20 protein-coding genes are annotated in these 22406 nt (G+C 68.7%); 15 read left to right on the top strand and 5 right to left on the bottom strand.

Features of this window, described 5'->3' with window-relative positions:
• Positions 1 to 161: 161 nt before the first annotated feature.
• The 8 genes from CH341_RS06385 (at position 162) to CH341_RS06420 (ending at position 9025) form a co-directional block, all read left to right on the top strand.
• On the top strand, positions 162 to 776 hold the full coding sequence (locus tag CH341_RS06385; protein ID WP_111418198.1) for a PilZ domain-containing protein: 615 nt from the start codon (positions 162 to 164) through the stop codon (positions 774 to 776).
• A 277-nt stretch (positions 777 to 1053) separates the two neighbouring features.
• A complete protein-coding gene (locus tag CH341_RS36200; protein ID WP_111418199.1) occupies positions 1054 to 1425 on the top strand; it encodes a winged helix-turn-helix domain-containing protein in 372 nt (123 codons plus the stop codon).
• Positions 1426 to 1436: 11 nt separating this feature from the next.
• Positions 1437 to 1757: an FCD domain-containing protein gene (locus CH341_RS06395; RefSeq protein WP_245430912.1), complete on the top strand. Its 321-nt coding sequence runs from the start codon at positions 1437 to 1439 to the stop codon at positions 1755 to 1757.
• A 235-nt stretch (positions 1758 to 1992) separates the two neighbouring features.
• Positions 1993 to 3408: a hypothetical protein gene (locus CH341_RS06400; protein WP_111418201.1), complete on the top strand. Its 1416-nt coding sequence runs from the start codon at positions 1993 to 1995 to the stop codon at positions 3406 to 3408.
• 10 nt (positions 3409 to 3418) lie between these two features.
• On the top strand, positions 3419 to 4582 hold the full coding sequence (locus CH341_RS06405) for a twin-arginine translocation signal domain-containing protein (RefSeq protein WP_111418202.1): 1164 nt from the start codon (positions 3419 to 3421) through the stop codon (positions 4580 to 4582).
• Positions 4583 to 4638: 56 nt separating this feature from the next.
• The gene (locus CH341_RS06410) at positions 4639 to 6594 is read left to right on the top strand and encodes a CobW family GTP-binding protein (protein WP_170149499.1); all 1956 of its coding nucleotides are present in this window, start codon (positions 4639 to 4641) and stop codon (positions 6592 to 6594) included.
• A gap of 85 nt (positions 6595 to 6679) precedes the next feature.
• The gene (locus CH341_RS06415; RefSeq protein WP_111418204.1) at positions 6680 to 7963 is read left to right on the top strand and encodes a hypothetical protein; all 1284 of its coding nucleotides are present in this window, start codon (positions 6680 to 6682) and stop codon (positions 7961 to 7963) included.
• Between the two features lie 441 nt (positions 7964 to 8404).
• A complete protein-coding gene (locus CH341_RS06420) occupies positions 8405 to 9025 on the top strand; it encodes a transglutaminase-like cysteine peptidase (RefSeq protein WP_111418205.1) in 621 nt (206 codons plus the stop codon).
• Positions 9026 to 9214: 189 nt separating this feature from the next.
• Here the strand turns inward: CH341_RS06420 and msrB are convergent, their stop codons facing one another.
• A complete protein-coding gene (msrB, locus tag CH341_RS06425) occupies positions 9215 to 9616 on the bottom strand; it encodes a peptide-methionine (R)-S-oxide reductase MsrB (protein WP_111418206.1) in 402 nt (133 codons plus the stop codon).
• Positions 9617 to 9848: 232 nt separating this feature from the next.
• Between msrB and CH341_RS06430 the strand changes: the two genes are divergently transcribed.
• From CH341_RS06430 to CH341_RS06440, 3 genes are all read left to right on the top strand, one after another.
• Positions 9849 to 11168, top strand: a complete 1320-nt coding sequence (locus tag CH341_RS06430) for a DUF2336 domain-containing protein (protein WP_111418207.1) — start codon at positions 9849 to 9851, stop codon at positions 11166 to 11168.
• 85 nt (positions 11169 to 11253) lie between these two features.
• A complete protein-coding gene (locus tag CH341_RS06435; protein WP_111418208.1) occupies positions 11254 to 12342 on the top strand; it encodes a class I SAM-dependent methyltransferase in 1089 nt (362 codons plus the stop codon).
• Between the two features lie 24 nt (positions 12343 to 12366).
• Complete coding sequence (locus tag CH341_RS06440; protein WP_245430909.1) at positions 12367 to 12834, top strand: nucleoside deaminase; 468 nt, start codon at positions 12367 to 12369, stop codon at positions 12832 to 12834.
• Positions 12835 to 12853: 19 nt separating this feature from the next.
• Here CH341_RS06440 and CH341_RS06445 read toward each other — a convergent pair whose 3' ends face one another.
• From CH341_RS06445 to CH341_RS06460, 4 genes are all read right to left on the bottom strand, one after another.
• The gene (locus tag CH341_RS06445; protein WP_111418209.1) at positions 12854 to 13987 is read right to left on the bottom strand and encodes an ABC transporter permease; all 1134 of its coding nucleotides are present in this window, start codon (positions 13985 to 13987) and stop codon (positions 12854 to 12856) included.
• 202 nt (positions 13988 to 14189) lie between these two features.
• Complete coding sequence (locus CH341_RS06450; protein WP_111418210.1) at positions 14190 to 15179, bottom strand: ABC transporter ATP-binding protein; 990 nt, start codon at positions 15177 to 15179, stop codon at positions 14190 to 14192.
• Positions 15176 to 15979 carry an HlyD family secretion protein gene (locus CH341_RS06455; protein WP_111418211.1) on the bottom strand — a complete coding sequence of 268 codons (804 nt, stop codon included), beginning with the start codon at positions 15977 to 15979 and terminating at the stop codon, positions 15176 to 15178. The genes CH341_RS06450 and CH341_RS06455 overlap by 4 nt, the downstream gene beginning before the upstream one ends.
• A complete protein-coding gene (locus CH341_RS06460; protein WP_245430910.1) occupies positions 15976 to 16554 on the bottom strand; it encodes a TetR/AcrR family transcriptional regulator in 579 nt (192 codons plus the stop codon). The genes CH341_RS06455 and CH341_RS06460 overlap by 4 nt, the downstream gene beginning before the upstream one ends.
• A gap of 342 nt (positions 16555 to 16896) precedes the next feature.
• Here CH341_RS06460 and CH341_RS06465 point away from each other — a divergent pair, with 342 nt between their 5' ends.
• The 4 genes from CH341_RS06465 (at position 16897) to CH341_RS06480 (ending at position 22272) form a co-directional block, all read left to right on the top strand.
• A complete protein-coding gene (locus CH341_RS06465) occupies positions 16897 to 17754 on the top strand; it encodes a DUF1206 domain-containing protein (protein WP_170149500.1) in 858 nt (285 codons plus the stop codon).
• 167 nt (positions 17755 to 17921) lie between these two features.
• Complete coding sequence (locus CH341_RS06470; RefSeq protein ID WP_210208196.1) at positions 17922 to 20291, top strand: xanthine dehydrogenase family protein molybdopterin-binding subunit; 2370 nt, start codon at positions 17922 to 17924, stop codon at positions 20289 to 20291.
• Positions 20288 to 21115: an FAD binding domain-containing protein gene (locus CH341_RS06475; protein WP_111418214.1), complete on the top strand. Its 828-nt coding sequence runs from the start codon at positions 20288 to 20290 to the stop codon at positions 21113 to 21115. The genes CH341_RS06470 and CH341_RS06475 overlap by 4 nt, the downstream gene beginning before the upstream one ends.
• Positions 21112 to 22272: a xanthine dehydrogenase family Fe-S subunit gene (locus tag CH341_RS06480; RefSeq protein WP_111418215.1), complete on the top strand. Its 1161-nt coding sequence runs from the start codon at positions 21112 to 21114 to the stop codon at positions 22270 to 22272. Before CH341_RS06475 ends, CH341_RS06480 begins: the two co-directional genes overlap by 4 nt.
• The last annotated feature ends 134 nt before the right edge of the window (positions 22273 to 22406 follow it).

Below are 22406 nucleotides of genomic sequence, written 5' to 3' on the forward strand. Positions count from 1 at the left end.
GGGCCGGCGGTCCTCACCTCGCCGGCCCGCAGCGGAGGCTATCGAGCGCTCGGAAGCCTTTGGCCGGGCGGCCCAGCGCGGACGAATTTGCAACTCGTCCTCAATGGGTCGTTAACGCTCGGCTCCTAAGGTCGAACGAACGTTTTCTGGAGAATTCGGGAATGGCACTGGCTGAACGCAAGCCGAGCCTTCGGGCGTTGGCGGACGAGCGGCGCCGTTTCCAGCGCGTCACCGTCAATCTGCTCGGGCGCTACATGCTGGCCGACCGGCGCGAGTATCCGTGCCAAGTGGTCGACATGTCGCCGGGCGGACTCGCCATGATCGCTCCGGTCAGCGGCCATATGGGCGAACGGGTCGTCGCCTATGTGGATCATGTCGGCCGTCTCGAAGGCGCCGTCACCCGCGTGTTCCCGACCGGCTTCGCCATGACGTTCTCGGCGACGCCGCGCAAGCGCGACAAGCTCGCCGCCCAGCTCACCTGGCTGGCCAACCGCGACATCCTCAATCTGCCCGAGGATCGCCGGCACGGCCGCTTCACGCCGCACAATCCCATCACCCAGCTCGTCATGCCGAACGGCCTGAACATGCGGGTCCGCATCATCGACGCGTCGCTGTCCGGCGCCGCCGTGGCGACCGACCAGCGTCCGGCGATCGGCGCGCTGATCATGATCGGCAAGATCCAGGGCAGGGTGGTGCGCCACCTCGAGGAAGGGTTCGCGGTCGAGTTCACCCGGCTGCAGCATCCCGATTTCATCGAGGAAAGCCTGCACGCGTAGCCGCGGCGACGCGCGCCGGACGCCTGCGAGATCGTGCGCCGGCGTGCTGCGCTCTTGCCGCCTCGCTCCCCATTGCGGCGACCGCCTGCCGGGCACGTCTGCATCCGAACCGTCGTGCCTGAGTGCGGAGCTGCCGACGCGGACCTCGTCGTCCGCTCTGGATGTCTGTTTTTCTTCCGTATGAAACATCTTAACTGGCCCAACCAAAGCTGGGTGGTTCGTCGTTATTCGCCGAATCCCTTGTGAAATCCGTGTACTGCTGTAAAATAATGGCGTCATGGAAAAACTGGTTGGACCAGATGCCTCCGACAACCGCGTCGATCTGATCGCGCGACGGCTGCTCGATCAGCTCCGGTCGATGGGGGCGAGCGAGACTGGACGACTGCCCAGCGAGAGGCGTCTCGCGGAACTCCACCACTGCAGCAGAAACACGATCCGTGAGGCGCTGGCCCGTCTGCGCGACCGGGGCGTAATCGAGGTCCGGCCGCGCAGTGGGGCTTACGACCCGGCGGCGCAGTCGCGCTCCGCGCCACGCCTGCCGGAGGCGCTCGCGGCCCTCGATCTGGTTGGGCCAGAAGTGGCTCGACTCGTCGCCATGTCGTTCGGGACGACCATGTCGAACGGCTCGAAGAAATCACCTCGGGGCTGAGCCGGGCGCTTCTGCATCGTGACGCCGGGGAGGCCGGCCGCCAATTCGCCGGCTTCTATGCCGAGCTCGGGCGTCTGGCAGGCAACGCTTACTTGAGCCGGGTCCTGACCGCGATCGAGTCCGATGACGGGCTGGTGTCGGATTCGAGCCGGGTGCCGCAGCAGCACGCCGTGGAAGCCTTCTTCACCCAGCATGTCGACGTCCTCCAGGCGCTTCGGAGGGGCGACAGCCGTCGCGTCGTGAGACTCGCGCAACGCTGCATCCGGTCGTTCGGCCATCTGGTGCATGCGACGCCGAGCGTGGTCGGGCCGACGCCGGGAGCAGGCCCATGACCCGTTCCGGTCGATGCCAGAATCGTTTTCGGGCCCTCGTCGGTGCGAATTCCGCGCCGCTCGGCTCGGATACCCGCGGGAGCAGATGCTCCGTGCGCTCGGCCGCGCCGACGGCGCGGCAGCTGGCCGACACAGCCCGTGTCCTTGCGGGCATGCCGGCGAATGAACGGGTACCGGGGCCTGACTTGGCGGTCGCCCCGGTACCCCTCGTGCCATCTCCAAATGGGGGTACCAGATGGAAACGGACAGCTCGCCTAGTTATCTGGAGTCACGCAAGCTCGTCAAACGATGGAGCGGGCCTTGGCCCGTGCTCGCCAACACGCTGATGCTGGCGGCCTTGTTCTACGCCACCTGGTGGGTCTTCCAGGATCCGCGCGGCATCATGCGGCTCTACACCCCGTATGTCGGCTACATGTATTGCCGCTGGCTGCTGATCATCCTGATCTGGGTGGCCTACATCTTCGACTACTGGCCGTTCAGGCGCGGTTGGATCGAGCGTGCCAATCCGCTCGTCAAGGGCGTCGTGCTGACGGCCTTCAGCGTCGCCGTGATGCTGCTGATCATCGAGGGCTTCTTCATGAGGATCCTCGGCGACTACGGCATCTCCTATATGAGCCCCGACCGCCTCGAGGCGATGGGCATCACCCGCTTCTACGCGCTCGAATACGCGACCGAGGCCATCATGATGTTCGCCGTGATCGCCTCGTGGCTGTCGCCGGCCTGGGTGGTCGCCTGCGAGAATGCACCGTGGGCCAAGCTACCGCAGCCGACCCGCGGCATCACGATCATGCTGGTGACGTTCCTGTTCAGCACGATCATCTACTTCCTCACCATGCACTCCCACATGGCGATCCTGTTCTATCCCTGGCAGCAGTACACGGCGATCACGCCCGGCTACTGGGAGAGCTTCGCCAACACGGTGTCGGGCAATTTCCACATCGCCTGGATCATGTGCTGCACCGTCACGGTGTGGCTCTACGAGACGATCTGGGAACGCTACCCGTTCAACCTGATCAAGACCGACTGGCTGCGGCGGGTGACGTCGTTCTTCGGCATCGTCGCGATCGCCTTCGCGCTCTGCTTCTTCCTCTTCTACGCACAGGACCTGGCCTGGGGCGAGACCATCCGCGGCACCCGTCGCCTGATGGCTCCCGACTGGCGCTGGCTGCATGTCGGCGAGATGGCGATCTTCTGGCTGGTGCCGATGCTGTTCCTGAACTTCTACTGCGGCAATTGGCCGACCAAGTTCAGCCGGCCCGTGAACGTCGCGCTGCGTACGCTGATCACCATCGTCGCGGCGATCGCCCTCTACATCGCCTACTACAAGACGGCGCACCTCTTCCTCGGCGTGCAGAAGGGATACTCGCATCCGCAGCAGTTCCCGATGATCCCGACCATCTGGCTGATCAACATCATGTTGATCAACATGTGGTTCATGGACGGCTGGCCGGGCTGGAAGGCCGTGCCGAAGACCGCCGACGAACTCGCGGCCGCCCGACAGGAGATCGTCGCCGACGACGTGAGATGGTCGCCCGCGCTCGGCTACGGGCTCGCGGTCGGCGTGATCGGCGGCGTCGCCGTCTATGTCCTGTTCGTGAACATTCTCCCCTGGCTGGGGCAGATCGTCACGATCATCGAAGGCTCGGCGTGAGGAGATCACCATGAGCGAACAGAAAACCACGTCTCGCCGCGACTTCGTGATGGGAGCGGCAACCGGTATCGGTGCGGGCGCGATCGGCGCGATGGGGCTCTACTCGTACACGCCGGCGGCTTACAAGCACTTCGTCTCGTTGCCCCGGGGAAACCGCGAGGAGTTCGGCGCGGTCCGCAGCGTCAAGATCACCAACATCTCGGAGACGAGCTGGTTCGACAACGCGACCTTGATGGGCGACATCCAGGCCGCCGGAGGGCTGCTGGTCAACCAGTACACGATCGGCTGGCCGCCGTTCGGCAACGGCAAGGGGATCGCCAGGGGATCGTTCGAGTCCGGCCTCGAGTCGATCCGCAAGATGATCCCGGGTAACCTCGAGGAGGCCTGGGCGCTGCAGTCGAAGCTCGGGCTCCATCCGGAAAATCCCGGCGGGTTCTCGTGCCTGATCGAGGTCGAGTCGCTCGACGGAACGCTCCACAAGTACCTGCTCGACTCCGGCTGGTCGTTCGACTGGATGGACAAGGCGTTCAAGCGGGAGAAGATCGATCAGATGCTGGCGGCGCACGAGATCGAGGCGTTGTTCCTGTCCCACGAGCACTGGGATCACTTCTGGGGGCTGCCCGTCACCGTCAAGTACGACGACCGCATCCCCATCTACACCCACAACGGATTCTACAAGGAAGGCCTGCAGTACATCGCCGCGACCGGCCACAAGGGCAAGCTCTTCGTCCAGGACAAGCCGATCGAGCGGATCATTCCGGGCATGGTGGTGGTCAAGTACGACGTACCGATCATCAACCGGGTGTTCGGCGAGACCTCGCTCGCCTTCAACATCAAGGACAAGGGCCTGCTGTCGATCTCCGGGTGCAATCACCAGGGTATCCTGCAGTGCACCTCGTTCCTGAGGAACAACCTCAAATACGACAACGACAAGTTCTACGGCATCTACGGCGGGCTGCACATCTCGCCGTTCGAGGATTGGGATCCGAAATACGACGATCTCGTGATCTCGCTCAAGCAGTACGAGTTCGACAAGATCGGCTGCAATCACTGCACCGGCGTCATCACGGCGCACAAGTTCGTCGAGCGGGGCTACCCGGTCGTCAAGGGCACGGCGCGGTTCCGCTCGAAGACGGCGGACTATCTCGGCAACGGTGACACGATCGTCTTCTGAGCCGGTGATCGGACCAGCGGGGCCGCCGCATGCGGCGGCCCCGGGAAGGAGCCTTCATGCAGACCGATTCTCTCCTGCCGCCGGGCAGCACGATGCCGCGGGCCGGCGACCTCGTCCTGCTCGCCCAGAACGCGCTCGCGCGGGCCTGCCTCGATACGCGGTTCAAGCGGCTCGTCGGATGGCGGGGCCTCGCCGCCTGTCCGGGGCTCGGCGGTGCTTCGACCTGCCGGTTGGCTCGCCGGCCCGGAGTCTATGGCTTGATGCCGGAGGGCTGCGAGCTGGCCGGCGACGTGCCGTTCGTCCGCATCGCGCTCCACTACTTTCCGACCATGGCGGAGCCGTTGTTCGAGAGTCTCGCGCCGGCGGCGGCGCTGCTCGTGGCGGGTGACGACTATCGGCGGCACGTCCGCGACTTTCCGATGCATCCGGAACTGGTCGGCCCGTTCGCGGTCGGCGCCTTGACGGTGGGGCTCGGTGTTCGCAAGGACGTTCTCGCGGTGTCGCTGGAGACCTGCGATCGTCACCGCATCGTCTCGTTGCCCGGCATCCCGGCGCCGAACGACGGCTGGGTTGTCGCGCCCGGCGGCCTCGAGCAGGACGTTCCGGCGCGCGCCTTGGCGGAGGAATTCTTCGAGGTGCTGGCTGCTGCTGCCACCCTGTGCGTCGGTGAGTCGCCGCGCCTGGTGAGGCGCGACGCCCGGCCGGCCGGTGAAGTCGTGCACGGGACCGATGGTGAATGGAGCCGTCGGGCCTGCGACGACAACGATCTCGTCCTGCAGTCGCTCGCCTGGGGACAGGTGGAGTCTGTCGCGCCGAGTCGATGGAGCCTGGACGGTGCCGAGCGCACCCTGCTGTGGCAGGAAGCGTCCGGAGCGCCGCTGCCGGATGCGGTGGCGTCGGCGCTGTGGTGGCGAACCCACGATCTCGATGCCTTGCTGGGGGAGGGGGCTTATCCGGAGGCGGCGGATCGTCGGCCGAGCCTGATCGTCCTGTGCGGCTTCCTCGGCTCCGGCAAGACCACCTTGGTCAATCAGATCATCGAGCACCACCGCAACCACGACTCCTTCGTGGCGGTGATCCAGAACGAGCTCGGGGCCGCCAGCGTCGACGCCCATCTGGTCGAGGAGAGCGACTCCGTCGAGAGCCTGGACGAGGGGTGCGTGTGCTGCACGCTGGCCGGCAGTCTCGCCAAGGGCGCCCAACGGCTGATCGACCGCTATCATCCCGAACGCATCGTGCTCGAGACCACGGGACTGGCGAACCCCTTCAACCTGATCGAGGAGCTCGCCACGTTGTCCGGGATCGTGAGGCTCGACGTGCTGGTGACGGTCGTCGACGCCGACAACGTGCTCGACGCACTCGACGCCTCCGCGGTCGCCCGCGACCAGATCAGGGGCGGAGACGTGCTGCTCCTCAACAAATGCGACCTGGTCGACGCGGCGACCCTGGCGCGCATTCGCGAACGCCTGCGAGCCCTCAACGCGCGGGCGCCGGTTCTGGAAACCAGCTTCGCCCGGGTGCATCCGGCGCTGCTGCTCGGCGAGGTCGAGGCGGACGCCTGCGTCACCCCCGACGCGCCGGCGCCCTGCGGCGGGGCAGCGGACCACGACCACGGCGATAGCCATGGCCATGGCGATCACTCGCACGCCCATCACGGGCCCCACGACCACCGGCATCGCAGCCATCGCGATCACCGCGGCGACGGTTTCGTCGCTGTCCGCTTGGACCAGCCGGAGGGCTTGTCGCGCGATGTCCTGTTCGAGCGGCTGGAACGCTCACCGGGGCGGGCATTCCGCATCAAGGGAATCGTCGAGCTGACGGATTCGCCGTTTCCTCAGGCGTTGCAATGCGTCGGTGCGCGGCGTGAGCTCGCGCTGCTCCCGTCTCTCTACGACGGCCCGCCGTTCCTGATCTTCATCGGTCAGGACCTGGACGCCGAGGCGCTGCGCGCCCATTGGTTCGCGCCGGTGACCGGCGCCGAGCCGTGCGTGCCGCGCCTGGAGCCGGCCTGACCCAGGTGGCCGCGCCGGGAATCGCCGGACCGGTTATCCTGGCGGCCGGCATGGTGCCGGCTGAACTCGGAAGGACCGTTCGGACGTGGACATCGGATCTCTCAGCGGCGCTCCGGCGCTTTCGGCCCTGCTGACGATGTCGGCGACGGCCCTCGGCGGCGTGCCGGCGGTCTTCTGGCAGCTCGACCTCCGCAAGAACGAGCTGACCTTCCTGGGCGGCGGGAGCAGGGGCGCCCTGGACGAGCAGACGACGCTCATCCTGAAGAACCCGGCCCATGCGCGTGCGGCTGTCCTGGCTGAGGACCAGAACCGGTTTTTCGAATGCCTCGACCGCATTCGTGGCGTACATCCGGCCGCGACGATCGTCCGGGTCCGCGATGGCGACGGCCTGGTCCGCTGGATCGCGCTGGCGGCGATGCCGGATCCCGGGACCGCCATGCGGTGCGTCGGGCTGCTGGCGGAGTGCTCGGGGCTGGTCGACCTCGTCGTCGGCGCGACAGCGGATGCCGATCTCGACGACAAGATCGCGCTGTTCGACAACCCGGTGCTGCTGGTCAGCGTCAAGACCCGCCACACCGTGCTGGCGAATCCGGCCGCCCGAGCGCTCTTCGGCGAGCGGCTGGATGGTCCCGCGGCGCTTGCTTTCGACGATCTGCTGCTGTCCTCGGCCGGCGGGACCGCGGCCGAGATCGTCGAGGCCCTGGTGTTCCACGGCCAGTGGAGCGGGGCGCTGACCGTGCACGACGACCGCGGTGCGCCACATCTCTGCGCGGCGCGGGTGCGGGCGCTGTCGCATCGTGGCCAGAACCTGCTTTGGGTGTGCCTGATGCCGGAAGCGGCCCGGGGTGACGACCGGTCGGGGGAGGGTATGCCGCCCGAGGACGAGGCCTCGCCGGGGGCGATCGAGGCGTTCGCCGCGGCGGACAGCATTCCGGCGCTGCTCCGCGCTTTCGTCGAGCATCAGCCGGCGGCGCTGCAGGCCGAGGCGGTGATGCGGTCGCGCATCTTCATCGCCGAGAACCGGGTGGTCGTCACCGGCGTGGCGCCGTCCCTCGTCATGCCGGCGGCGGAGACGTTTCCGTACGAAGGATCGATCGCCGAGAACATCGTGCGTTTCGGTCTCGACCATCTGATCGTCGAGGACACGTCCCGCAGCATCAAGCCCATCGACTGGGTGCTGTTCATCCCGAAGGGCATCAGATCCTATTTCGCGGTGCCGTTCTTCGACGGCGGCATGCTCAAGAACGTCTTCATCGTCTGCTCGACAGAGGTCGGCCGCTTCACCGAGCGCAACGTCCGCGCCTATGGGCCGCTGTTGCCGGCCGTCGAGGCGGCGTTCAACCGTCTCGAGGAAACCCGCGCAACCTGACCGGCGCGCCGGGTGCGGCTCGTGTCGAAATGCATCGCCATCGCGGTCGACCTTTCGTCCGGGTCGACTCGGCCGTGACCGATTTCCGCCCTGGTAAACAATCCGTCTCGCTTTGACGTCGGTAGAGAACGGGGCATTGGCCCGCCTGGCGGGATCGCGAACTGCCAAAAATGGGAGCGGCGTGCTGCGTGGCGGCGACGCAGAGCGTCCGGGGGATGTCGGGCAGGAGCGTCAAGCCGTTCACACTGAAAGGAAAAACCAGAGTTCATTAAAATTTGAATCAATTCGTAGTATAGATATCTTTAGATAAATTTTGCGAGCGTTCGATCTAAATACTGCTGTGTACTTCTCTAGTTTTGAATCAAGTTTATCGGATCGACTTAGCGGCAGTTCAAAGGTTGTATGGGACAGTTGACCCTGTGAGGACGGGAGGGGTCAACAATGAATATTCGTCCCAGACGAGGACTGGCGGTCACGTGGGCCGCCTTGGCATTCGGCGCCCTGGTGGGGCAAGCCGAAGCTCTCGACCGTCCGCTTTATGCATCCGTGCAGGACACGGCCCGTCCGCCGATCGGCTGGGTCTCGTTCTGCGCCGACCGGCCGCGCGATTGCGCCGCCACGCCGTCCGCCCCGCGCGACGTCGTGCTGTCGCCGCGGGTCTGGCGCGACCTCGTGCGCGTCAATCGTTGGGTCAACGAGACCATCAAGCCCCTGACCGACATGGATCACTGGGGCGTCGTCGAGAAGTGGTCCTATCCGGACGACGGCTACGGCGATTGCGAGGACTACGTTCTTCTGAAGCGGCGCATGTTGATCGCCGCCGGCTGGCCCCGCGAGGCGCTGCTCATCACCGTGGTGCGCGACCGCAAGGACGAAGGTCATGCCGTGCTGACCGTGAAGACCGACAAGGGCGAGTTCGTCCTCGACAACCAGGTCGACGAGATCCTGGGCTGGACCGAGACCGGCTATCGCTTCGTCAAGCGGCAGTCGCAGTCCGATCCGAACACCTGGGTGGCGCTCGGCGACACCCGCCCGGCGATCTCGACCGCCGCGCCCAGGTGACTGGTAACGCATGAATTTCCGCCGGTGAACCTTTTGCCGGCGCGGTCCGACTAAACGACAGGAGTTTCGCAGTCCCGGTCACGTCCCCACCCCTCCCCGTCCCAGACCGGGTTTGCGCGCGCCCGACCGTCCCCCAACGGTCGGGCGCAACTTTTTCGGGGGGCGGGTTCGATCGTAAAGGCTCGCGCCTCACTCCGGCTCGAAGGTCAGCGCGACGCCGTTGATGCAGTAGCGCAGGCCGGTCGGGGGTGGGCCGTCGGGAAAGACGTGGCCCAGATGGCTGCCGCAGCGGCTGCAATGGACCTCGGTGCGGACCATGCCGTAGCTGCGGTCGGTCGTGGTCTCGACCGAGCCGTCGACCGGGTCGTTGAAGCTCGGCCAGCCCGTGCCGCTCTCGAACTTGGTCTTGCCCACGAACAGCTTTTGACCGCAGCCGGCGCACACGAAGGCGCCGGCGCGCTTCTCGTGCAGCAGGGAGCAACTGCCGGGGGCCTCGGTGCCGTGGCGGCGCATCACGCCGTACTGCTCGGGGGTCAGGAGCCGGCGCCACTCCTCGTCCGTGCGGGTCACCGGATAGGTCTTCGTGTCCATCGGGGGTCTCCTCGCGGGCGCCGGGGCGGCGCGACGGTCCCAATGTAGTGTCTAGCCCTGCGCTTCGCATCGGTTCGCGCGGCGGCCCGTCGCGCTCCGAGGCTCGATCCGACGGGTGGTGCCGCCGGATTAATACAAATCCTCGGTATTCATTTTACGGATTTGCATCATCGCGGTGGCAGGCTCCCGTGGTTGGGGATCGTTTGTCTTGATCCCGACGGGAGCAGGGCCGATGACTCAGAGCCGGCAATATCCGCGTTACTTGACGCTCAAGATGGGCCAGATCACCGGGGAGGAGCTCGTGCGCGATTGCGCGGTCCTCAACGTGTCGCGCGGCGGCGCCTGCGTCCTGGTCTCCGACATCGAGAGCCTTCCGGACACCTTCAGCCTCAGCTTCGACGGCGATACCCGCGACTGCAGCATCGCCTGGCGCGAGCGCCACCGCGTCGGGGTCGCCTTCACGGACGGCGAGCTGGACGACAACGTGCTGCCGGATCCCCAGGCGCTGCGCAGCGCCGAGCGCGGCGACGACGTGCTGCGGGTCGCCGAGCTCTTCCTGCGCGGGGTCCACGCCTATACCGAGCAGCAGCTCGAGCTGTTCGACACGGTGATGCACCACCTGCTCGACAACACCACGGACCAGGCGATGGCGCAGCTCAGCGTGCGCATCGCCCCGGCGCAGCGCGCGCCCGTGAAGGTGATCCATCGCCTCGCCGAGGACGACGACATCGCCGTGTCGGGCCCGGTGCTCGAGCGCTCGCCCATCCTGGCCGAGGATTTCCTCGTGCGCATCGCGCGGTCCAAGAGCCAGGCGCATCTGCTGGCGCTGGCCGGCCGCATCATGGTGCCGGAGAAGGTGACCGATGTGCTGGTCGACCGCGGCGACACCGCGGTGACGCACCGGGTCGCCGCCAACGACGGAGCGCAGATCTCCCGCGGCGGCTTCCAGCGGCTCGCCGGACGCGCCCGGCAGGACGAGGAGCTGGCCAAGCACATCGTCCATCGCCGCGAGGTGCCGGCCGACATGTTCGCGGCCTTGGTGCGGCTGGTCGCCGAGCCGGTCCGCCAGCAGCTCCTGCGCGACCCCGACCCCGACGTCCGCCGACGCATGGCGCAGACCATGCTCCAGCCGGCCGAGCCGTCCGAGGAGGCGCCGACACGCGGCCCGGCCCGCACCCGCCCGACCGACAAGGAGCGCGACGAGAGCTTGGCGCAGCTCCGCGCCAAGCTCTCGTCGGCAGCCAAGGCGGGCAGTCTCGACGAGACCAGCGAGGCGCTCGCTCGAGTCACCCGGGTGCCGGTCGAGGCGATCCGGAATCTCGTGCGGCTCGGCTTCGAGGATGGTGCGCTGGTGCTGTGCAAGGCCGCTGGGCTCGGTTGGCCGGACGCCAAGATCGTCTTCACGGTGCTGATGACCCGCAACGCGCGGGTCGACTACAAGGCCGCCTTCGAGCGCTATCTCACCTTCTCGGGCGAAGCCACCGACCGGGCGGTGCGGTATCTGAAGGCGCGGAAATCGCCGTCGACCACCGAATTCCGCCGGATGCTCTGAAGGCCTGCGCAGACCCGGCCGGGTCTTCCGGCCGGCGCCGCCGGTCTCCATATCGTCGGGGTGCCCCTTTGGTCCGGAGCCCCCGATGAGCGATCCCGTCACCGTGCTCGGCACCCGTATCGCCTACGCGGCCCGCCAGCTTCCCCGACTGGCGTGGTTCGCCGGCCACGGCGTCGTCATGCGGCGCCTGCAGGCGCGTGTGCGGCGCTCTGCGCCGCGGAGCGGGGCGCCTCCGGAGCGACATGCCGCGACAGGCCCTGCGCCGGCGCCGCTGCCGGGCAGCCGCCGGCTGTATGCGGATCTCGCCGGGTTGCTGCGGCAGGACCTCGCCAATGTCGAGGCCGGCATCTACCCGGTGCCCGACGACCACGACGGCTCGCTCGCGACCCTGCTCGAGCGCTCACGCCTGTTCTTCACCGACCTGCCGGCGATCCATGCGCGACGTGAGCGCAACGGATTTCGCGACGTGCTGGCCGAAGCGCCGCGCCGCGGGCGGCCGGCCTATTATCTCCAGAACTTCCATTTCCAGTCCGGCGGCTGGATGACCGAGGACTCGGCGGAACGCTACGACACCCAGGTCGAGGTCCTGTTCAATGGCACCGCGAACGCGATGCGGCGTCAGGCGCTCGTGCCCCTGCACGAGGTCTTCGCCGGTCGCGACCAGCGCAGGCTGCGGCTGATCGACATCGGCTGCGGCACCGGGCGCTTCCTCGATTGCCTGAAGCAGGCCTGGCCGCGGCTTCCGGCGCTCGGCCTGGACCTCTCGGAGGCCTATGTGCGGCATGCGCGCCGTCACTTGCGGCGCTGGGGCAAGCTCGCCGTCGCGGTCGGCAATGCCGAGGCGATCCCGGCCGCCGAGGCCAGCGTCGACGCCGTCACCAGCGTGTTCATGATGCACGAGCTGCCCGCCAAGGTGCGGCGCGTCGTCATCGCCGAATGCGCCCGCGTGCTGAAGCCGGGCGGCCGCCTGGTGCTGGTCGACTCGCTCCAGCGCGGCGACGATCCGGACTACGACGGCCTGCTGGAGCGCTTTCCCCAGAACTATCACGAGCCGTATTATGCCGGGTACCTGGACGAGGACTTCTCGGCCATGGCGGCCGGCTGCGGGCTGGTCCATGTGCGCGACGTGAACGCCTTCGTCTCCAAGGTGATGGTGTTCGACAAGGCGCAATAGCCGGCGCGGCGGCGGGAGGGGGACGTGGACGAGCTCGACTTCATGCGGCGCGCCATCGCGCTGTCCAGGGCGTCCGTCGAGACGGGAGGCGGTCCGTTCGGTGCCGTGGTGGTCCTGGACGGGCGCATCGTCGGCGAAGGATCCAATCGGGTGGTCCCGGACGGCGACCCGACCGCCCATGCCGAGGTGGTGGCGATCCGCGACGCGTGCCGCCGGCTCGATACCCACGTCCTCGAAGGTGCGGTCGTCTACACGAGCTGCGAGCCGTGCCCGATGTGCCTCGCCGCGATCTGGTGGGCGCGCGTGACGGAGATCGTCTACGCCAACGACCGCGTCGCGGCGGCCGACATCGGCTTCGACGACCAGGCGCTCTACGACGAGGTGGCCCGGCCGCTCGAGGCGCGCGTCCTTCCGCTCCGTCGCCTCGCCGCCGAGGAGGCGGCCGAGGTGTTCCGCGCCTGGGAGGCCAAGCCCGACAAGGTGGCGTATTAGGGATCTGCCGAGCCTACGGTCAATCCAGTGTCCGCCTGAAGCGCGTCACGGCGATCGTCATGGCGATCAGCATCAGGACGACGAGCGACAGCGTGTCGTAGCGCAGTTCCGCCAGCGTCGAGCCCTTCAGCATGATCGAGCGGACGATGCGCAGATAGTGCGTCAGCGGCAGCGTCTCGCCGACCCACTGGGCCCAGGTCGGCATGCCGGCGAACGGAAACAGGAACCCGGACAGCAGCAGGTTCGGCAGGAAGTACATCATGGCCATCTGCATGGCCTGGAGCTGGTTCTGCGCCAGCGTCGAGAACGTGTAGCCGACCGACAGGTTGGTGGCGATGAACAGGGTCGTCAGCGTGGCGAGCAGGGCGAGGTTGCCGAGGATCGGCACGGCGAACAGGAGCGTGCCGGCGCCGACGATCAGTGAGCCCTGCAGGAAGCCGATCACCACGTAGGGGGCGATCTTGCCGAGCATGATCTCGACCGGCGAGATCGGCATGGCGAGCAGCGTCTCCATGGTGCCGCGCTCGGTCTCGCGGGTCACGGCGAGCGCCGTGAAGATCAGCATGGTGAGCGTCAGGATCGTCCCGAGCAGCCCCGGCACGATGTTGAGCTGGCTCACCGCCGCCGGATTGTAGCGGGCGTGCGATCTCACGTCGAAGGGCGGCGCCGTGAACTCCGGGATCGACCGGTCCCAGCGCAGCGCCGTCGTCGTCAGCGTGTTGAGCGCGGCGAGCGCCGCGCCGGAGCCGACCGGGTCGGTGGCGTCGGCGGCGACCAGCAGGGCCGGGCGGTCGCCGCGGCGCAGGTCGCGCTCGAAATTGGCCGGGATCTCGACCCCGAACAGCACCGTGCCGGACTGGAGGAGGCGGTCGAACTCGGCCTCGTCCCGCACCTCCCGCACGATCTCGAAATATCGGGTGTTCTTCATCGCGCTGAGGATCGAGCGGCCGACATCGCTCTGCTCCTGCAGCAGCACGGCGGTAGGCAGGTGGCGCGGCTGGGTGTTGATGGCGTAGCCGAACAGCAGGAGCTGCATCAGCGGAATCGTGATCATGGTGGCGAGCGACACGCGGTCGCGCCGCAGCTGCAGCACCTCCTTCAGCAGCATCGCGCCGATGCGGCGCAGGAACATGCGGGTGCCGGAGCCGATCATGGTCTTGACCTTCGAGACATCCGACTCCGATCCGCCGTCGCACCGACCCTCCCGGCCTCATGGTGAGGAGCGATCCGAAGGATCGCGTCTCGAACCATGGGCCGCCACCACGGCCGTCCTCGCCCTTCGAGACGCCCGCTCCGCGGGCTCCTCAGGGTAAGGACGGAGAAAGGTCGGTCCGCCGCCGGTGACGCCTTGCTCGTCACGACCGGGCTCCATTGCCCTGCGCCTGTCCCATCAGGTCGATGAACACGTCCTCGAGCGACGGCTCGGCCGGCTCCCAGGTCAGGGCCGGGTCGGCGCGGAAGTCGGCGATCGCCCCGTCCACCTTGGCCTTGTCGGGGCCGGAGACGTGCAGGCTGGTGCCGAACGGCGCCACCATGGTGATGCCGTCGCGCTTCGCCAGCGTGTCGGCGAGCGCGACCAGATTGTCGCCGGAGACGGTCCAGGTGGTGAGGTGCGAGGCCGCCACCACCTCCTTCACGGTGCCGTGGGCCAGCAGGTTGCCGTAGGCGATATACGCGATCTCGTGGCAGCGCTCGGCCTCGTCCATGTAGTGGGTCGAGACCAGCACGGTGAGGCCCTGCGCCGCCAGGGCATGGATCTCGTTCCAGAACTCCCGGCGCGCTTTCGGATCGACGCCGGCGGTCGGCTCGTCGAGCAGCAGAAGCTGCGGATCCGGCAGCGTGCAGGCGCCGAGCGCCAGCCGCTGCTTCCAGCCGCCCGACAGCGCGCCGGCGAGCTGCTCGGCGCGTCCCTCCAGCCCGAGCCGGGCGATCGCCGCGCGGGCGGCGCCACGCGGATCCGGCAGGCCGTAGATGCGGGCGACGAACTCCAGGTTCTCGCGTACCGACAGGTCCTGATACAGGCTGAACCGCTGCGTCATGTAGCCGACATGCCGCTTGATCTTCTCGGACTCGGTGCGGATGTCGTAGCCCAGGCAGGTGCCGCGGCCGGAATCCGGCGTCAGCAGGCCGCACAGCATGCGGATCGTGGTCGTCTTGCCGGAGCCGTTGGGGCCGAGAAAGCCGTAAATCAGACCGCGCCGCACCTTCATGGTGAGATTGCGCACCACCACGGTGTTGCCGAACGACTTCGTCAGCCCCTCCACCTCGATGGCGATGTCGTGCGGTTGGCTGCCCGGCGCGGTGACGCCGGGGCCGGGCACGAGGGGCGGCAAAGGCGCGGTCATTTGGCTGCCGCCGGGGCGGGTGTCTGCGCGGCGTCGAGGGCCACGTCGACGGGCTGGCCGACCCGCAGGGCGTCCGGCCGGTCCGGCAGGGCCTCGATCAGGAAGACGAGCTTGTCGCGCTCCTGCAGGCTGTAGATGACGGGCGGCGTGAACTCGGCCGAGCGGGCGATGAAGCTGACCCTGGCCGTGATGTCGCCGGCGCAGCCGTCGCACCGCACCCGGATCGTGTTCCCGTACGCGATGCGCGGCAGCGTCTCCTGCGGGACAAAGAAACGGACCTTCAGGTTGCCGGGCGGCAGGATGGCCAGCACGGGCTTACCGGCCGACACCATCTCGCCGGGGCGGAAATAAATCTGCTGCACCACCCCGGTGACCGGGCTCATCAGCACGCGGCGGTCGAGATGCGTCTTCGCCGTCACCAGCCGCGCCTTGGCGGTGCGCAGGGCGGCCTCCGCCTCGTCGTAGGTCCGCTGCGTGCCGGACTGGGTCTTCAGCAGCATCTGGGCGCGGTCGTAGGCCTGCTGCGCGTTGGCGAGCTGCGCCTCGTACATGTTCACCTCGGCGCGCTGAAGCGCGTCGTCGACCGTGAACAGCGGCGCCTTGGTCTCGACCGCCTCACCCTCGCGGACCGACAGTGTCTCGACCCGTCCGGCCTCGTCGGGGCCGACGAAGATCAGGTTGGCCTCCACCCAGCCCTGATAGGTGACGGGCGCGTCGTTGCAGGCCGCCAGAACGGTACAGAGCAGCACAACGAACGCGGCCCGCGCGACATGGCGGCCGATCTCGCGGAGCGTCGTCATGGCCTGGCTCCGGGGTCGAACAGGATGTCGAGATGGGCCCGCAGCATGGCGTCCACGTCGAGCGGAGCGAAGCGATCGAACAGGCTTCCCCAGATCACCGAGAGGAGGCCGGGCGCGATCACGAGCTGCGGAAACGACACGAGGGCGGGATGCCGCAGCTCGCCGCGCTCGACGGCGCGTGCCAGCAGCAGCTTCATCGCGGCCATCGCCGGCTCCACCACGTTGCGGTAGTGGAACTCGGCGAGCCGCGGGAAGCGCGGGCCTTCGTTCATGACGAGGCGCAGCACGTGGCGCCGCGAGGTTCCGTAGATCTCCTTGGCGAAGGCGCCGAGCAGACGCTCGAGCGCGGCGCGCGCCGTCACGTCGTGGGTCGGCAGCGTCTTCAGCTCGGCGATCAGCGGGCCGAGCGTCGCCCGGATCAGCTCCTCGAACAGCGTCTCCTTGTCCTCGAAATACAGGTAGATCGTGCCCTTGGCGACGCCGGCGCGTTTCGCCACGTCGTCGAGCCGCGCCGACGCGAAGCCGCGCTCGCTGAACTCGTCCAGCGCCGCCCGCAGGATCCCGTCGCGGCGCATCGCGGATTTTTCAGCGCGGCCGGGCCGTGAGGTGGGCTCGATGCCTGACGCGGCCGGGGCCGGAGCGGGCTGCGCCACCGCGGAGACGTCCGGCATCGCGGGCGCCGGCCGTGGTGCGGAGGGTGAGCGTTTCGGAGACCTCGGAGCCATGGTGGCTCTCCAATGACTGACCGGTCAGTCATAATGCTCCGAATTCAGAGAAGGATCAATAGCCCGCGGAGACAGGTGAGAGGGCCGGGGAAGTCGCCGCCCCGGAGCGATCGGAAGGCCTGTGGCCGGCAAGGAACATGCGCCCGGAACCCTACGTTGTTCTTTGGCAGTCGCCGAACCGTCGAGGACAGCATGCAGGACCGATCCGCCGAGCGTCTGGCACGTCTGGGCTATGCCGCCCGAGGCATCGTCTACCTCCTGATCGGCGGGCTCGCCGTGCTGGCGGCGCTCGGGCGGGGCGGCGGAACGACGGGCTCCAAGGGCGCGCTGCAGACGCTGCTCGAGCAACCGCTCGGCACCGTGTGGCTCGGCCTCGTGGCGGCCGGGCTCCTGTGCTTCGCCGCGTGGCGGGTGCTGCAGTCCGTTTTCGACGCCGATCATCTCGGCCGCGACCGCAACGCGCTGATGCGCCGCACCGGCTATGGCATCGGCGCGGCGATGAACGGCGCCCTCGCGTTCACCACCATCGGCTGGGCGTTCGGATACGCGGTCTCGTCCGGTGACGGAGAAGCGTCGGCCCGGGACTGGACGGCCTCGCTGCTGTCGGTGCCGCTCGGCCAGTGGCTGCTCGGCGCCGTCGGCGTCGGCATCGCGGCGACCGGGCTCGGTTTCGCCGTACAGGTGTGGAAGGAGCAGGTCGGCAAGGGCCTCGACTGCGACGCGCAGACGGCGCGCTGGGTCGTGCCGCTCGGCAAGGCCGGCATGATCGCGCGATCGATCGTGTTCGTGCTGATCGGCGTGTTTCTCGTGGTCGCCGCCGTCACGGCGAACGCGCGCGAGGCGCGCGGTCTCGCCGGGGCGATGCGCACCCTGCAGGAGCAGTCCTATGGCTGGATCCTGCTCGCTGCCACGGCGCTCGGCCTCTTCGCCTTCGGCCTCTTCCAGTTCGCCGTGGCCTATTATCGTCGTATCGACACCGGTCAGGCCGGGCGCCTGCCGAACCGGCTTCAGCAGGGCGCGCGTCGGGTGGTGGGCGCGGTCGGCGGGTGATCACGGGCGGCTCGTGTACGGGCAGGTCGCGTAATTTATATGCAAACCCGGGGATGACGTGGCGCCTGGGATTTTCGGCGCGTCGAGCGGTCCGGTGATGCTTGACGCTCCGCCGCGAGGCCGGCAAGCTTTGCGCCACGGCTCGCCCCTCGCATCGAGACTTCGACATCACCTCGCCCCCGACGGACCCGCAAGGAATCGGCGCGCGCGTTCTCCGCAAGGAGGACGCGCGGTTTCTGCATGGGCGCGGCGCCTACGTCTCCGACCTGGTGCTGCCCGGCCAGCGCGAGGTGGCCTTCCTGAGAAGCCCGATCGCGCATGGGCGCATTCTCGGCGCGCGGAAGCCGGCCGACCGCTTCGTCTTCGTGCGCGACGACATGGCGGAGGCGCTTCCGATCCTCGGCATGTCGGGCCTGCCGACCTACCGACCGGTGGCACAGCATCCGCTGGCGCACGAGAAGGTGCGTTTCGTCGGCGAGGCGGTGGCGATGGCCTGCGCGCCGACCCGCGCCGAGGCCGAGGATCTCCTGGAGCGGATCGAGGTCGATTACGAGGAGTTGCCGCCCGTCGTCGACGCGCTCCGTGCGAAGCGCGATCCCTCGGTGAGGCCGCACGAGGAGTGGGACGACAACCTGTTTCTGTCGCTCGGCCTGGAGAGCGGCTTCGAGGAGAACGCCCGCAAGGCTTCTGTCGTGGTCGAGCGTGAGCTGACGCTGTCACGCCAGGCCATGGTACCGCTCGAAGGCAAGGCCGTGCTGGCGACCTGGGACCAGCGTGCCGACGGCCTCGTCGTTTACGCATCGAGCCAGGCGCCGCATCTGCTACGGATCGGCATCGCCAAGTTCCTCGGCCTCGACCAGCGTCGCGTCCGCGTCGTCGCGCCGGATGTCGGCGGGGCCTTCGGCTACAAGTACAACCTGCATCCGGAAGAGCTGTGCGTCGCTTGGCTGGCGATGAAGTTCCGCGCGCCGTTCCGCTATGTCGAGGATCGCCGTGAGCATCTGATCGCCGGCGCCAACACGCGGCAGCATCACTACAAGATCACGGGCTACGCCGATGCGCGCGGAAAGCTGCTAGCGATCGACGCCGAGGTGACGGTGGACGGCGGGGCCTACTCCAACTGGCACCAGACCATCGGGCTCGAGCCCGGGCAGATCGTCGGCAATCTGCCGGGTCCTTATGATTTCCACGGCTATCGGGTGCGCGCCGACTGCGTCGCCACCAACAAGCCGGGATTCCTGCCGTATCGCGGCGTGGCGCGCACGGGCGTCTGCTTCGCCATGGAGACGACCATCGATGCCCTTGCGCGTGCGGTCGGCCGCGAGCCCTGGGAGGTGCGTCGCGAGAACCTCGTGCCGGCGGCGGCGATGCCGTACGAGAACGTCGCCAAGAAGCTGTTCGACAGCGGCGATTATCCGAAGAGCCTGGACATGGCGCGCGAGGCGATCCGCTTCGACGACTGGCGCGCCCGCCAGCGCACGGCCGAGCCCGACGGCCGCCTGATCGGCATCGGCTTCGCGACCTATTGCGAGCAGTCGGCGCACGGCATGAGCGTGTTCAAGGCCTGGGGCATGGAGTTCATCCCGGGTTACGAGCAGGCCATGGTGCGGGTGACGCCGGAGGGAGCGATCGAGGTGCGGGCCGGCGTGCATTCGCACGGGCAAGGCATGGAGACGACACTCGCCCAGGTCGCCCACACGGTGCTGGGCGTCGACCTCGCCGACATCCGGGTGGTGCTGGGCGACACCGCCGAGACGCCGTTCTCCACCGGCACCTATGCGTCGCGCAGTATCGTGATGGCGAGCGGCGCCGTGGCGGACGCCTGTCGCACGCTGGTGCCGCGGCTGGTGACCATCGGGGCGCATCTGATGCAGGCGGCGACCGGCACGGTGCGGCTGGAGCAGGGCCGTGTGGTCGGCCCGCAGGCGTCGCTGTCACTGCGCGAGATCGCCGAGGCGTGGTACTGCCGGCCCGACCGCCTCCCGCCCGACGTCGATGTCGGCGGCCTGGAGGCGACCGTCGCGCACCGGCCGCAGGTCGACACCGGCGCCTTCTCCTACGCGACCCACGCGGCCGTGGTGGCCGTCGATCCGGGGCTCGGCAGCATCGAGATCCTGGACTACGCGATCGTCGAGGACTGCGGCACGCTGGTCAATCCGATGATCGTCGACGGCCAGACCCTGGGCGGCGCCGCGCAGGGCATCGGCACGGCGCTCTACGAGGAGAGCCCTTACGATCCCAACGGCCAGCCGCTGGCCGCGACCTTTGCGGACTATGTCGTGCCCGGGCCGGTCGAGATCCCCGACATCCGCATCGCCCATATGGAGACGCCGTCGCCCTACACGGCGTTCGGCATCAAGGGGATGGGCGAGGGCGGGGCGATCGCGCCGCCGGCCGCGCTGTGCAACGCCGTCAACGACGCGCTGCGCCCGCTCGGCGTCGAGATCACCGAAACGCCGATGTCGCCGCAGCGGGTGCTGGCCGCGATCCTGCGGGCCGGTGCGCCGGCCGGGCGCGACGCCGGGGCCGGATCGTGAAGGCGGCGGCGTTCGATTACGTCAGGGTCAGGGACCTCGACGAGGCGCAGGCGGCGCTGGCACGGTCGGAGGGGGCGAAGCTCCTGGCCGGCGGCCAGTCGCTCGGGCCGATGCTGAATCTGCGGCTGGCCCGGCCGGCCCTGCTGGTCGACATCTCGCGGCTCGACGCGCTGAAGACCATCACGGAGATGCCGGACGCGTGGCGCATCGGAGCGGGGGTCACGCATGCGCGTCTGGAGGATCTGGGCGAGCGGCTCACCGGCGCGCGCCTGGTCGGCACGGTGGCGCGCGGCATCGCCTATCGCTCGGTGCGCACGCGCGGCACCATCGGCGGCTCGATCGCGCATGCCGATCCGGCGGCGGACTGGCCGCTGGCGCTGGTGGCGCTCGGCGCCACCGTCGAGATCAGGACCGCCGGCGGCGGCACCCGCGCCCAGGCGGCGGAGACGTTCGTCCGCGGCGCCTTCACGACCGACCTCGCGGCGGACGAGATCGTCACGGCCGTCGTGGTGCCGAAGCGCTCGGCTGCGGCGCGCACCGGCTACTTCAAGTTCTGCCGCAAGGCCGGCGAATATCCGCTGGTCAGCGCCGCCGTGGTGCTGGACCCGGACCGGGACGCCGCCCGCATCGTGATGGGAGCCTTGCCGACCGGTCCGCGGGATTTCCCCGGCCTCGCCGCCGCGGTGCTGCGCGACGGGGCCGCCGCCGCTAGCGAGGGAGCGATTGAACGCGCCGTCGACGACGCGTTGCCCGGCCTCGATCCGGTCGAGCGGCGCATGCGCGCGTCGGCGGTGCGCCGCGCCGTGCTGGAGGCGTGTGCATGACGGTCCTCACGCTGACAGTGAACGGCGAGCCCGTCACGGTCGACGTCGCGCCGCGCACGTCGCTCGCCGATGTTCTGCGCGAGCACCTGCGTCTCACCGGCACGCATCTCGGCTGCGAGCATGGCGTCTGCGGTGCCTGCACGGTGCTGATCGACGACGCGCCGGTGCGCGCCTGCATCACGCTCGCGGTGACGTGCGACGGGCAGTCCGTGCGCACCATCGAGGGCTTTTCGGACGACCCCGTAATGGCCGAGCTGCGCACGGCGTTTTCCCGCGAGCATGCGCTGCAATGCGGGTTCTGCACGCCCGGCATGCTGATCGCCGGGCGTGACATCGCGCTCCGCATGCCCTGTGCGGCGCCGGAAACGGTGCGGCACGAGCTGTCGGGCAATCTGTGCCGCTGCACCGGCTACGCCGGCATCGTCCGCGCCGTCACCACGGTCGCCGCCGGCGAGGCCGCCGCGACGGCACGGGCCGAAATGCCGACAATCGATGCTCCGGTCATCCTGTCGTCGGACGCAGCGCCGCTCGCCACACCGGCGCCTCGATCCGCGCCGCAGTCGTCTGGGACACCCGCGTCCGCTTCGCCCGGCGTCGCGCCCGCGGGCGTCACGCGGTTCGAGGAGCAGTTCGTCATCGCGCGTCCGCCCGCGGCGGTGTGGGCCGCGCTCACGGACTTTCCCATGGTCGCGGCCTGCGTGCCGGGCGCCGAGCTGATCGAGCACGGCGACAGTCATGTCCGCGGGCGTCTCCACGTCGCGGTCGGACCCGTCAAGGCGGCCTTCGCCGGCTCCGCCAAGGTGGAGCGCGACGACGCGCGACGCATCGGCCGGGTGCAGGGCGCCGGCAGCGACGCCGCGTCCGGCTCGCGCTCGCGCGCCGATGCGACGTTCCGGGTGGAGGAGGCGCCGGGCGGCAGCCGCGTCGTGCTGGTGGTCGACTACGCGTTGCAGGGCACGCTGGCGCAGGTGTCTCGCTCGGGCGTCGCGCAGGAGATCGGGCGTCGCCTGGTCGCCACCTTCGCGGCCAATCTGGACGCGGCGCTCGCGGGCGAGGCGGCGCCGCCACCCCAAGCCGCCGCGCTCGACGCCAAGGCGCTGCTGTGGGCGTCGCTGAAGGCCTGGCTCCGACGGTTGCTGAAGCGCCCGCCGCCGTAGCCCGCATTCCGCTCCGAGACTGGGCAAGAATCGGCGGCTGCAGCTGATGTAGGATTCGTGGCATGACGAATCGCCCGTTCAAGACCGGCGCGAGCCGGGCGCAGTCCTGTCTTCTGCCGCCGAGCGTGGAGGAC

The organism is Rhodoplanes roseus, assembly GCF_003258865.1.
Classification (GTDB): Bacteria; Pseudomonadota; Alphaproteobacteria; order Rhizobiales; family Xanthobacteraceae; genus Rhodoplanes; species Rhodoplanes roseus.